Source organism: Vibrio sp. YT-15, assembly GCF_033337445.1.
In the GTDB taxonomy this organism is placed as follows: Bacteria; Pseudomonadota; Gammaproteobacteria; order Enterobacterales; family Vibrionaceae; genus Vibrio; species Vibrio alginolyticus.
The window spans coordinates 163,298-176,532 of sequence record NZ_JAWOQR010000004.1 but is presented as its reverse complement, the minus strand read 5'-3'; the positions used below and the strand labels follow the sequence as shown (position 1 = coordinate 176,532).

The 13,235-nt window shown below is 43.5% G+C and carries 11 protein-coding genes and 1 pseudogene; 9 read left to right on the top strand and 3 right to left on the bottom strand.

Going from position 1 to position 13,235, the window contains the following annotated elements:
- Positions 1–33: 33 nt before the first annotated feature.
- Positions 34–1,071, bottom strand: coding sequence for a DUF4382 domain-containing protein (locus R7D93_RS09925; protein ID WP_225496439.1), 1,038 nt, complete (start codon positions 1,069–1,071; stop codon positions 34–36).
- 232 nt (positions 1,072–1,303) lie between these two features.
- On the opposite strand from R7D93_RS09925, the gene R7D93_RS09920 reads away from it, so the two are divergent.
- Positions 1,304–1,543, top strand: coding sequence for a YdcH family protein (locus R7D93_RS09920; RefSeq protein ID WP_005373737.1), 240 nt, complete (start codon positions 1,304–1,306; stop codon positions 1,541–1,543).
- Positions 1,544–1,615: 72 nt separating this feature from the next.
- On the opposite strand, the gene R7D93_RS09915 is transcribed toward R7D93_RS09920, so the two are convergent.
- On the bottom strand, positions 1,616–2,287 hold the full coding sequence (locus R7D93_RS09915) for a cupin domain-containing protein (RefSeq protein WP_225496437.1): 672 nt from the start codon (positions 2,285–2,287) through the stop codon (positions 1,616–1,618).
- A 208-nt stretch (positions 2,288–2,495) separates the two neighbouring features.
- Here R7D93_RS09915 and R7D93_RS09910 point away from each other — a divergent pair, with 208 nt between their 5' ends.
- From R7D93_RS09910 to fabG, 4 genes are all read left to right on the top strand, one after another.
- Positions 2,496–3,638, top strand: coding sequence for a hypothetical protein (locus tag R7D93_RS09910; protein WP_054577734.1), 1,143 nt, complete (start codon positions 2,496–2,498; stop codon positions 3,636–3,638).
- A complete protein-coding gene (locus tag R7D93_RS09905) occupies positions 3,628–4,554 on the top strand; it encodes a metal ABC transporter solute-binding protein, Zn/Mn family (protein ID WP_213867587.1) in 927 nt (308 codons plus the stop codon). The genes R7D93_RS09910 and R7D93_RS09905 overlap by 11 nt, the downstream gene beginning before the upstream one ends.
- Before the next feature lie 3 nt (positions 4,555–4,557).
- Positions 4,558–5,352, top strand: coding sequence for a metal ABC transporter permease (locus R7D93_RS09900; RefSeq protein ID WP_206970364.1), 795 nt, complete (start codon positions 4,558–4,560; stop codon positions 5,350–5,352).
- Positions 5,353–5,652: 300 nt separating this feature from the next.
- Complete coding sequence (gene fabG / locus R7D93_RS09895; protein ID WP_206970363.1) at positions 5,653–6,372, top strand: 3-oxoacyl-ACP reductase FabG; 720 nt, start codon at positions 5,653–5,655, stop codon at positions 6,370–6,372.
- A gap of 257 nt (positions 6,373–6,629) precedes the next feature.
- Here the strand turns inward: fabG and R7D93_RS09890 are convergent, their stop codons facing one another.
- The gene (locus tag R7D93_RS09890) at positions 6,630–8,234 is read right to left on the bottom strand and encodes a S8 family peptidase (RefSeq protein WP_225496436.1); all 1,605 of its coding nucleotides are present in this window, start codon (positions 8,232–8,234) and stop codon (positions 6,630–6,632) included.
- Positions 8,235–8,628: 394 nt separating this feature from the next.
- Here R7D93_RS09890 and R7D93_RS09885 point away from each other — a divergent pair.
- From R7D93_RS09885 to R7D93_RS09870, 4 genes and pseudogenes are all read left to right on the top strand, one after another.
- Positions 8,629–8,952, top strand: a pseudogene (locus tag R7D93_RS09885) (IS1-like element transposase); the annotation flags it as partial.
- A gap of 476 nt (positions 8,953–9,428) precedes the next feature.
- Positions 9,429–9,809 carry a hypothetical protein gene (locus R7D93_RS09880; protein ID WP_213867589.1) on the top strand — a complete coding sequence of 127 codons (381 nt, stop codon included), beginning with the start codon at positions 9,429–9,431 and terminating at the stop codon, positions 9,807–9,809.
- A gap of 4 nt (positions 9,810–9,813) precedes the next feature.
- Positions 9,814–10,488 (top strand): nuclease-related domain-containing protein, encoded by a 675-nt coding sequence (locus R7D93_RS09875; protein ID WP_225496435.1) that lies wholly within the window; start codon positions 9,814–9,816, stop codon positions 10,486–10,488.
- Between the two features lie 583 nt (positions 10,489–11,071).
- A complete protein-coding gene (locus R7D93_RS09870; RefSeq protein ID WP_213867590.1) occupies positions 11,072–12,706 on the top strand; it encodes a KAP family NTPase in 1,635 nt (544 codons plus the stop codon).
- Positions 12,707–13,235: the final 529 nt, after the last annotated feature.

The following is a 13,235-nucleotide window of genomic DNA, read 5'->3' as shown; positions in this document are numbered from 1 at the left end:
CAGACCCATGCAGGGTCTGCAGTGTTAGAGAGATTAAAAGTCTGCGTTTGTATCGGTACCAACAAAGACGCTAATTCCGCTGGTAGATTGATAAATGCTAAAGGTTTCACCTGCAACAATACCATCTACAGAATCGTCATTTGCGGTACAGGTATAGCCGACGGAGTACGTACCGGGCTCTACAAAGCCAAATTCATATTCGTAATTTGCTTCATCAATGTCTTCCACTACGTTCGCCGCTGCGATTGGCATTATTTGGCCTTCTGCGCCTGCAAATGGCCCCATGTTCTCTTCGGCGATATTTCCTTCATATAGGTAGACCGCGTGTGCATACCCATTTGCGCTTGGGGTATCCGTTTCGCAGTTTTGGTAGGTTAATGTTGCGATATCTCCCTGAATTTCACCCGTTGTAACCGTGTTAATTAAAGTGACTGAGGTGCGCTGAATACTGTAGCCCTCGTTTTGCCTAGTTCCGTCTTTTAAGCCACGACGCAGGTCAAACTCCACCACAAATTCGTTGTTGTCAGGGTTGACTGCGAAGGTATCATTAAAGAACAGTACCCCAGAATTCGGATCTTTTCCGACCCCCTGCGGACAAGCCCCATTACCTTTTACGGTCAGTGGTATTTGATTGCCGGTCGCTTCATCAACAACATAGGATGGATAATCCGGATGATCGCCATCATTCGCAAACACGCAGAGTTTGTAATTGCCAGTGGGTATCAGCTCGTCGTCCACTAACTCTTGAGCGTTACTGCCCTGGAAGTCGAGTAAGTTAACGCTTAATGGTATTGGATCTTCATTATCGAGCAGAGGATTACCATTTTCGTCAACGAAATTTCCGTCTTCGTCGGTTTTATACACATCGAAAACTTGTGGTGTACCACCATCCAAAGGGAGAAATGCCACTTTGTTGTATGCGATAACCACTTCTGATACGTCATCAATAGGGGCATCTGATACAGACAAGGTAACCGGAGTCATTGTGCTGACAGAGTCACTGTCTGAATTACAGCCAATCAACGCAACTGTTATTGACGCACTGATCAAGCCAATTTTCATGCTGTTCATTTAGATGTACCTTTTTATTAGAAGTGTATTAAATGTAGTCGATTATTGATAAAACACAGAATAATAACGAGCGGAGTCGCGCGGTTAAAAGAGTGATAAACCATGACTAAGAAGTTCAGTAAAAGTGTGCTCAAATCGACGATATTGTGCTATTTGAAGTGCTATGGTTAGAAGTGTTCCGCTCAAAAAATGAGCGGACAAATACATCAACAACTCTAGCCAAGAGGTCTCTATGTTAGGTGAAAATCACTCATTAACTCATGAATTCCCAGAACATTTGGATACCATTACTCAGCTTACCGAAAACGATGCATCATTTGCTGAAACCGTTAAAAACTACAATGCTTTAGATAAGGAAATCCGCGTACTAGAACTTCAAGGAAGCCCGATTGATGATCACGAAATGAACGTATTAAAACATAACCGGGCTGAGCTCAAAGACTGGCTCCACTCGCGAATAATGGGTTCTTAGTGACGAAATGATCATCGGCTCGTAAATAGCGGGCCGATTTTAGTTCCAATGGACGATGCCAGTGTGCAAACATTAGGAGTGCTGAGCAGGAGCTTGGAGCGGCAGGTGACCAGTTTTTACCCAAATGATCGTTTCTTGCTCTACAAAAGGAAAATGCTCGCTCATATGTGGGCTTCGGATCCAAGAGAGAGCGGGATAGGTACCTAGCTCGTCTCTAAACTCTCCTGACAATACGAAAATTTCTTCACCACCAAAGTGACGGTGTGGTTGAAACTTCTCACCTTTTGGCCATTTAACCAACGCGACATGTTCGTGCTCAAAATGATGCAGAGGCATGACTTGCAACCCACCGACACCACTCTGCCAGCTCGCTTGGTTTGTATTAATGCGAACTGTTTCAAGATCCTCAGATTCGAACTGATTTAGTTTAACTAAAATCACACAGCCTTCTTTGCTAAATGGTGCGTGTTGACTTCCTGGAGGGTTACGAAGGTAAGTGCCGGCAGGGTAGTCACCGTATTCGTCAGAGAATACTCCCTCGAGCACCAATATTTCTTCTCCTTGAGGGTGAGGATGAGTTGAAAACTGCGAATTTGGCTCGTACTTAACGACGCTGGTGGTATGCCCTGATTCTTTGGCTTCTCGTTCCAAAGGTTTGCGCCACACACCTTTGGAAGGGCTGGCGATCCATTCCTGTTGAGCAGTATCTATCACGATTCTTTTTGCAAAATCCATATTCAACATATTGAAATTCCGTTACTTATTTAATTACTAATTCTCATTAGTATACGTATAAAAAACATCAATTGATTCATTTGTTGATAGCCCAATTCATGGATTGAGTACGAACATGAAATCGGAGCCTAATTTAAATTTCTGCTTGTGTAATGAGAATTGTTATATTATAACATCGCAAAATTAAATGTTATAACATAACAAAAAGGAAAAAGTAGTGAATAAGAAATTGGTGTCTCTCGTGATCGGTAGCATTTTTGCATCCCCTGTTTTTGCCGACACACTATCGAACCCACAGATTGGTGTTGTTGTTGATGGCTACTACCAAGATGGCCAACGTCATAATTCTGAGCGCGAAGAAGGCTTTGGTCTAGGCCATACGGAATTAAACTTCTCATCGAATATCGACGACAAGTTTTACGGTGCATTGACCGCGGTTCTTGAAAGTCACGGTGATGAGACAGAATTAGAGCTTGAAGAGGCATTCATCGAAACTTTGGCATTGCCATATGGTGTAAATGTGCGCGCTGGCCGATTCCTATCTGACTTTGGTTATCTGAATAACCAACACATGCACACCGATAGCTTTGTCGAGCGTCCAATTGCTTATCGTACTTTCCTTGGCTCGCACTACTACGATGATGGTGTACGTGCAAACATCGTGTTGCCAACCGACCTTTACGTAAAATTTGGTGTAGAAGCGCTTAGTGGTAGCAAAATGTCTTCTGTCGAAGATGGTTCTGAAGTTGGCGTGTACACCACGACGCTGAAGCTTGGGAATGACTTCTCCGAATCTTCAAGTTGGCAGTTTGGTTTAAGTTACCTGCGCAACGAAAACGGCAAGGTTAAAGAATTCGAAGATCACGACCACGGTCATGAAGAAGAGCATGATCACGATCACCATCATGGCGCAGCAGTGACAGGTGCGAACCTTTACGGGGCTGATTTTGTTTGGAAATGGGCACCAGACGGTAATTACAAATACAGCAACTTCACGCTATCGGCTGAATACATGCTGCTAGACGGTGTGGTAGACAGTAAATATAAAAACGATGCAGAGTCACCAGACAACTTAAGCGCCTACTATGTTTCGGGCGTTTATCGCTTCAACCCAAGCTGGTCAGCAGGTCTACGTTACGGCGAAGCAGAAAGCTACGATGGTCATGCACACGGCGACCACATGCATTTTACTGAGCTGAATGATAAAGAAATGGATGCGATGATCGCATGGGATTCTTCTCATTTCGGTACTATCCGTGCGCAATACACTCGCATTGATAACCAAGACAGTGAGACAGACAACGTATTCACTCTGCAATACGTGATGACATTTGGAGCGCACGGTGCTCATGCGTTCTAAGCTAACATTGAATAAATGCAGCTTGGTGATGATGGCGGCAGGATCTGCCATCATCTCTTCGCCAGCTTTGGCTCTCAACATTTTCGTTTGTGAGCCAGAATGGAAAGCCTTTCTTGAAAGCCACGCGCCAGATGCCAGTATTTATTCAGCGACAACGGTCAAGCAAGACCCACATTACGTACAAGCTCGCCCTTCTTTGATTGCGAAGATGCGCCAAGCGGACATGGCAATGTGTTCGGGCGCAGAACTAGAGGTGGGGTGGTTACCTATGCTGCAAGTTCGTAGCAGCAATGCGGCGGTGCAAAATGGTGCGCCGAGCATGATCTACGCGACGGACTTCGTGCGCATGTTAGATACTCATGCTCACGTTGACCGTAGCATGGGAGATATACACGCTCACGGTAACCCACATGTTCAATTTGCGGCAAATGACATGATTCCATTATCTCGTAAAGTCACGGAGCGCCTAAAAGCGATTGATCCCGACAACGCACAAAGTTACCAAGTGAATGGTATGAAGTTTCGTGCTCATTGGCGTAAAAAGCTTAAAGAATGGAATGAGAAAGGGGCTGCTTTAAAGGGTAAGCAAGTTGTCGGTTATCACGCGACGTATCGTTATTTGTACGATTGGCTCGGAATGAAGCAGATTGCCGATCTCGAACCTAAACCGGGCATTTCACCGACCACATCTCACCTGCAATCACTTACCAAGTTAGATGCTGACAGTTTTGATGCGATTGTTTACTCCTCTCATCAGGATCAGCGTCCAGCGAACTGGTTGCAAGATCATACTGACAAACCTGTGATTCAACTGCCATTGACCGTTTCTGAGAGTGAAAGCTTGGATGAGATGTACGATCAGGTCATTGATGATTTACTGGATGTGTTAGTGCCGCCCGTTCCTGAGAAGATCTAAGCCATGGCTGATTATGCATGGCTTTTACCTGCGGTTTTGTGTGGTTTAATTGCGTTAGTTGGCAACATCGTTCTGGGGCAACAAGTTCTTAATCGTCAGATCATCTTTATAGATTTGGCGGTGGCGCAAGTCGCGGCATTGGGGGCAGCACTAAGCCACTACTGGTTGAGCCAATACGCGCTGTTCTCAGGCTCATTCTTTGGCGAAATGATTGGCCCTTGGGTGATGTCTTTGATGCTTTGCGGTTTGATCGCCTTAATGGAGAAACGATACCAGCAGCATTTAGAGCCCATGATTGGCAGCTTGTTTGTCGTGTCTGCATCGCTGGCAATCCTGCTGGTGAGCAAAGACCCACACGGCGGAGACTTTATTCAAGGCATTCTTAATGGGCAACTGTTATGGGCGACTTGGGCAGACGTTTGGCCTTTGGCACTCATTACCACTGCGATGTTGCTATTAGTTTGGTTAAAACCTGCGTTTATGCGCGGTAGTGGTTTTTATCTGATCTTTGCTATTCTGATGCCCATTACGGTCAAGTTAACCGGCATTTATTTAGAATTTGCTTTGTTGGTGATTCCAGCTTTATGTGCGGCAGCATTGAAGGGAACTCGATTCTTTGTCGCTAGTATCAGCATTGGTATTGTTGGGATCTTATCGGGTATTGCCGCATCGGCTCGCTATGACTTACCGAGTGGTGCGAGTATTGTGATCACCCTGTTTATTGCTGGCATGTTGTTTAATCTCTTGCTTCAGCCTTTTCTGGTGAAAATAACAAAACCAGCTTTTGTAAGAGATTAAGAGACAAGTAATATTGGTTTGATGAAGTAGTATTTGAGTAATCAGACCAATACTTTTCTATCCAAGTCCTCCAATCGTTTAACTTTGCGCCCTCCAACACACTTTCTTACGTTGATCTTGCCATAGTCATCAAGTTGCCTTGATTAGTTCACATCCGACTCCCAGACTGTTTCTATAGTTTTTATAAGATATAAAAGACCCTGCGTATGAGAAGCGCAGTTGTAACGCGACTAGGCATAAAAACAAAAAACGCTAGGGATACAAGCGAATTTGTAATCTCAACATTTAAGGAAGACCAAGATGAAACCGGAAAAAGTAGCAGTAGTCACTGGTGCGGCTCGTGGTATTGGCCAAGCGATTTGTGAACAATTACTGGAGGATGGATTCCATGTTGTCGGGCTAGATATAGCGCCCGTGGAATGGAGTCAGTCGGCGCAGCTAAGCAGTTATCAAGTCAACTTGTGTGATGCCGAAGCCGTCAGTGAAGTAGTAGAAAGTGTTGTAGAGCAGCACGGAAGAATCGATGCTCTGGTTAACAACGCGGGCATCACTCGAGATGCATTGTTGCCAGATATGTTAGAGCAAGACTGGGACAGCGTGATCGACGTGAACCTAAAAGCGGTGTTCTTACTCACCCAACGTGTTGCTCCTGTCATGCTAGAGCAGGGCACAGGCAGTATTGTTAGCATTTCTTCTATAGTGGGAACGGATGGTAATATCGGCCAGAGCAACTACGGCGCAAGTAAAGGCGGCGTCATCTCAATGAGCAAAGGCTGGGCGAAAGAACTTTCAAGAAAGGGTGCACAGATACGCGTCAACTGTGTCGCGCCAGGCTTTATCGCCACCGACATGACCAAGAACCTGCCAGAGAAAGTCATTCAAATGATGGAAGGCAAAACCCCATTAGGGCGCATGGGCTCAGTTCAAGATATTGCCAGTGGCGTCTCTTTCCTAACCTCAGACAAGAGCGCCTACATCACAGGCCAAGTGCTCAAGATTGACGGTGGGTTGGTATTATAGCTCGTTAATCAAAATCTAAAATAAAAATGCCTTTTACTTATGTAAAGGGCTTTTTTGTTTGAGGAACCCGACTTATGCGAGTACTACTAACTAATAGAAAGCTTCGATGCCGCTTCGAGTTGAGTTTTTGAAGCAAAAGGCCAATACGTTTGAATAGCGTCTCCTCTTAAACACTGCATTCCCTAAAGCACCGTATTCCCAAAAGAAAAGCCCACCGAAAAGCGGGCTTTGTTCTCTTTTAGTAAAGAGAAGAATAACTAGTAGCTCGCTTGAATGCTGACACCGCTATAGTTTGAGTAACCTTGAATCATGACGTGATAACGTCCACTTTGCGTCGCACTGACCGTACATGTTTCATTGTTACCGTATTTGAAAGGTCGGCAGTCCCATGCATTCAGTGCTGGTTTTGCTCCAAAACGGAGATACAAATCCGCATCGCCACTGCCACCATACATTTGTACGGTTAAGCGCTGCCCAGTTTCTACATCAACATAGTAATACGCTACTTGACCAGTTGAACCACTTAAACCACTTACTGGCACGCCCGAGGTTAATTTGCCTTCTGGGTCCGGTGTTGGATCTGGGCCACCGCAGTCTTGGCCACAATCTGCATCCGTTAAGCTATAAAGTAGCTTGTTCACGCTGCCTCTTGTGTCCGTCACTTTTCCGCTAGTTGCGCGGCTAACGAGCAAGGACTCTACTTGGCTTGGAGACAGTGAACGGTTTTCTTGAAGATACAATGCTGCTACACCCGCCACATGTGGCGTCGCCATCGAAGTGCCACTAATGGTTTTGTAGCTACCGTCATACCATGCAGATTTGATTTGTGAACCTGGCGCAAATACATCCACACAACTGCCCCAGTTTGAAAAGCTCGAACGTGCGTCCGTGCTGGTGGTCGAGCCGACAGTTACTCCGGAAGCAACGCGTGCTGGAGAATAGTTACACGCATCGGCGTTGGAGTTACCTGCTGCTAGTATAAAGCTGACACCTGACTGAACCGCACTTTGCACCGCACTATCCAGAGCGACGGATTGACCGCCGCCTAAACTCATGTTGGCGACTGAAGGTCCGGAAGCGTTCGCAGCCACCCAGTCCACACCGGCAATAACACCAGAAGTAGAACCCGATCCGGTACAGCTCAATACTCTCACGCCGACAAGGTTGACGTTTTTCGCAACACCATACAAGCTGCCGCCAATGGTGCCAGCTACGTGTGTGCCGTGTCCATTACAGTCACTTGCATCTGCATCGTTATCGACAAAGTCATACCCTGAAACTGAGCGACCACCGAACTCAACATGCGCGTTATTCACACCAGTATCGATAACATAAGCCGTTACCCCAGTCCCATCAAAGTTGGCACTGTAGTTGTTATCGAGTGGCAAGTTTCGTTGGTCGATTCGGTCTAGTCCCCAAATGGCATTGGTTTGATTTGCGTCTGCCGAGACTATTGGGTCAAGCGATAGGATTCTGTCTTGCTCAATGTAGTCCACACGAGGATCAGAACGCAGATCTTTTAGTTGCTCAGGACTCAAGTTAGCGACAAATCCACTTATCGAGTGGTCAAAAACCGACTCCACTTGTATCGAATACAAACCAGACATGCGGTCTACGGATTGTTGCGTGAATTGCTCGAATTCCGTTGAATTGCTCACCATCATTTGCGGCTGTTGAAATACCACAATATAGCGATCTGCAATGGCGATGTCGTCCGGTGCAAGCATCAAAGTGGCAGGCAATGTGTCGGGAGCTTGTTGTAACTCTGCACTGTCCGCAATCTCATTGGGTTGCGAAAAAGCGAGAGAAGAATGAAAACAGAGCGCGGAGGTGATACAACAACTTAGTAGTTTCTTTAACATAAAATGTTCCTTGAAATCATAGTCTTGTTGATTTTTACCTAGTACCAAACTGTCAACACGAAAACACAGACAATCAGCGTAGTGCGTGCTGAAGTGACGTTACACAAGTCAAACTAGACAATGAGCAATCATATGCATAACTGATAATAATTCGCATACTCAGAAACATGATCAATAACCAAGCTTTATTGAAATTGAAATGCAAAGATTCATTTAGACTTAGAGCAAAATCCCTAAAATAGAATAATTCTACACACCTGACATATTGCCTGTTATATGACTTCATATTACCGATAATTTACGCAATAAAAACCTAACTATCCTTTTATTGGTCATAACTCAAATCGGTTGATAGATGTTAATATAGCCACCTGATTTCTGATGTTTTTAACTCATGGTTACTATCCAAGTTCAATATCGTTTCTGTAATAAAACAGAGCCCGTTCGTGAACATGGAAAAGGGCATTCTGGCTCTCCTCGCTCCAGATGTATCGAGTGTCGAAAGAGCTTTAACTCGATTACGTTTACGAAGCCCGCAAGCCAGATGTAAAAGAAAAAACTGTTGATATGTCAATGAATAGCTCTGGCGTTAGGGAAACAGTACAAGTGTTGAATGTCGCATACAACACAGTATTGAGTACTTTAAAAAATCTTGCCAAGGTAAGTAACCTCAATGCCTTTCGATAAAGCAAATATAAGACTAATTTGTAAACTTGAAAGGCTAGCTGTATTGGTTGAGGAATATGAGGAAAACACTTCCCCATTTAAGAACTGCAACACACCTTTGCCCCTTCTCGTGTTTCGACTGATTCCCCTTCCACCATTTTGTGCCACTATTTGACTAACTTTTTCTCATGTCATCAAAGTGCGTGATAAATTTTAGGCTCATCTGGTGACACAGATGGTAATCACTCATCAAGCGGTGAACTGCGCTTCATAAGACTACACGTCGCACGTCCAGAGACGAGTTACGACGCTTAGCTTTGGGATGCCTAGACTTGGGACAAATTAGCGGCTTAGATTCACTTAACTTGGTGTCTAAAATTGCTGGTGTGAATCATATTTTTACTAGGCCTAAAAGTAATCATCTGACCATTGATGTAATTTGTTACACTTGCTATTTCTAATCAGCTTTCAAAATGAATTCAGCACAATATAATCCCTACTATTCTTAGGTCATTGGCTCGTTTCTCAGTGAATTTATTTAAAACCCTAGCTCTTTCAATCACAGTATTTTTAGTAGGCTGTGCGTCTGGTTCAGCAATCATAGTTGGTGAGGCCAGACCCCCCATTGAACCTCAAGCCGTGACTTTGTACCTTGACGCGCCACTCAGCTACGAAAAAATTGCTTTGGTTAGCGCCGCAAGCAATGCTGGCTTTACAAAACAAGACTCTGTCAACTACGCAGTTGAAGAATTAAAAAAGCAAGCAGCAAAACTTGGGGCTAATGGGGTCATCTTACAGGCAACAGCTAGCAATAGTTCCGTTATGCTTGGCGGGCAGGGAACCGACTATCAATATCTGATTCCAGTTTCAGAGCAAGGAGTTAATGGACTCGCGATCTATACGGAGTAGTTACATGCTCAATACGATTCGAGGTTGGTTTGGAGAAAAGAAAACCGCTGCTACTATGTGGATGTCACTCAACACATCCACATATCAAAGGTTTCATGACCTGTATATCCCTACCTTTCATGGGACGGCCCAGATTGATCACCTATTGATTTCGCCATTTGGGATTTTTATCGTAGAGACGAAGAACCACAAAGGTTGGATATTCGGAGATAGGAACTCTCAACAATGGACACAATTACTTTTTGGAAAAAAGTACCGCTTCCAAAATCCGTTAAGGCAGGCATATCGTCAGAAAAAGGCGTTGGCTGCTTACTTCGGTATTGATGAAGGCCTAATTAATACGATTGTCTACTTCTCGGGAGACTGCGAACTAAAAACAGAGCTTCCTGCAAACGTACTAAATTGCAGTCTGGCACGTTACGTAAAGCGTTTTAAGAATATTGTGCTTACAGAGCATGAAATCGACGATCTATTACTTCGGGTACATCAACACATTGAAAACTCGACTACAACACGACGTCAACATGTGAAAGATCTCCGTTCTAGGCATAATTCAACGTCAGTATGCCCTAAATGCGGCTCATCTCTTGTTAAACGAGTAGCGCGTTCAGGCCCAAATGTTGGGAAAGCTTTCTTGGGTTGTGAGAGTTTCCCTCAATGTCGATTCACAAAGAATTAGACTAATTACATCCGTTCGCTGCGAGTACGATTTTCCTACAATGACATAATTAATGAGCCAGATTTAGTGGCATCCAATCATTGAAATCAGACTACCTCCAACCAATGCAACGTCTGTTTCGCTGAATATGGTTAGGGAAGCCCATCTCTACTAACATCTCTACTAAATAGTTCTCGGACTTGTTCCTAAACCGTTCGAGAGTTCCTTAAGTGACATTATCCGATTAAGAACTATTACTTACCTCCATCTATGCGTGTTCGCAGTGCCAATGAATCTTTAAAGTCGCTTATTCTTGTAGGCAACATAACGTTTACTGTTGGTACTTCTTAATTTAGAAGTGTCCAGAACCTTCGCAGTGGGCACTTTCTAACGCAAAAGTGCCCCAAAATGAGTTAGAACGATAATACGCCTCATTCTGCTTGTTGGTTTTTTCCCTACTAAAAATAATGGACAAGTAAAAGATCTGTCCCCCCTAGGCTTTTTGGATGAATGCCTATGAACACACCTTTTTCTATTCAATAGATTGATTAACAGGTTTATAGTTGTCGGAGTACCATTCTGTTTTGTAAGGAAATTTGCAAACATGTCAGTTGAATTAGTTAAAGAGCAAGTTCGAAGGTTCCTTTCCACCGATACTCCCGAAGTACTTGCTATCAAAGGCGATTGGGGAGTCGGTAAAACTTATAGTTGGGAGCAGTACATCGAAGAGTTCAAAATCGAATGCGCTTTAAAATCATACTCCTACGTTTCATTGTTTGGGATTAAGTCTATTGCTGAGCTAAAGCAAACTACATTTTTAAACACGATTGATACCAAGCGAATTGGAGAAGCGCCTAACATCAAAGGCTACTCTAAGAAAGTTGCTGACTTGGTGAAGGATACAAAGATTCCCTATGTGAGTAAGTATGTCGGGGGTATTGGCAGTCTTATTAATTCAGTGTCTCAGCTGGCGATGAACAAGACAATAATTTGCTTTGATGACTTAGAGCGCCACAGCAAGGGAATCACTATCAAAGACTTCATGGGGTTAGTTTCTTTCTTCAAGGAACAAAAAGGTTGCAAGGTTGTTTTGTTGCTTAATGAGGAAGCTGGTGACGATGCTTTCAAAGATTACAGGAAGTACAAAGAGAAAATCGTAGATAGACAACTTCACTTCGAACCAACCGCTGAACAGTGTTTCGATATAATGTTTGCTGACGAATTCGAGTTTAGAGATTATGTTCGTGATTGCTGTATTGGATTGAACATCAAAAACAAACGAGTCATCAGAAAGATTGTTGAGCAAACAAATGAGTTTTTGGAGCTTGTTGATGGTTTCGATGAAAGTATCAAGAAGCAAGTGATTCACTCCACTATAGTGCTCAGTTGGTGTTACTACTGCCATGGTGCTGATGAGGTGCACATTCCAGATTTTGCGTTTGTAAGCCAATCAGGGACGAGAAAGGAAAACGAGGAATCGGGATGGACGAAAGAAATAACGGTTCGTTGGAATATGACGTTAAATCGATATGGTTACGGATATACCGATGAAATCGACTTGGCTGTTGCTCGTGGTATTGAGCAAGGTTTTCTTGACAAAGAAAAGTTGATTCCTCTTTGTATGCATAAACAAAAAGAGTTAGAAATTCAGAAAACTAGTGAAAAATGGGAGCATGCTTGGAAGCTATTTCACGGCTCTTTTGGCAATAACGAAAGCGATATTGCTTTAGCTTTTGAAGAGGGAATGCGGGATATAGCACCTAGTACTTCGGCTTCTCAATATAGTTCTGGATTGAAGGTGTTACGAACGATCGGGCGAAACGATAAAGCGGATGAATTGATTGAGCTGTTCATCGACTCTAGGCGTGATAATCCTGAAGCTCTTGATGTTGATAGTGTATTTTCATTTGAAGTTAAAGATAAATTGTTTGTTGAAAGGTTACGTGAATCATATTTAGAGTTAAAACCAGAACCGACAGTGCAGGATATATTGGACTTGAGACGTGGCTCAAATTCTTATAGCTCGTCTGAAGCAGCTGTATTGGCTAAGCTCGAAGTCAATGAAATTTATGAATTATTTATGAGCTTTAAAGGTGAAGAGTTAACGGAATACATTCGTGTCTTTTTATTGCTTGCAGGAAGCAACGAAGATTTGGCAACTAAGGTTCATGAAGTTCTGGAGAAAATATCAAGTATCAGTGACTTAAACGCATACCGGATGGGTAAGTTTCGAAACTAGTATACGCATCGAAACTAGTATACTCATCAAAACTGTACTTGAGTAACGACTTTTTGATAAGCATTTCAAACATCCAGACCGATTGTTATTGTGCCAGAGATATCATTGGTTGATAGTCAAAGTGTATGCTGAGCGAGTGTAGTGGGCTAGTCGCACGTAGGATAGTCGTATACTTGCAGTACTTGAAATAATCCGAGTAATTAGAGTGCTCCAAAGGTCTTAACTCAGAATTGTCCAGTTAGCTTGAACTAGAACAACAAAGCGCTCTTCACAGAAAATGAAGGTCGTTTATCTCGTCTTAACAGCCTTTCAAGTTGTTTGAAATGAGGTATCGAGATCCGCTTCGCTCTTAGTTACGTTCAACCTTAGCTGCTACTTTTCATCAACAAATAGAGATGAGTTACCATCAAGGAGCATAGAGAAGCGAGTGAGCACTATTCTCTCAAATGAACACTAAACTCCTTCTTTGTAGCCTGTCACCTTCAAACTACTTCCTCTAGCGCTAACAATTAATTCAAATGTGCGCTGG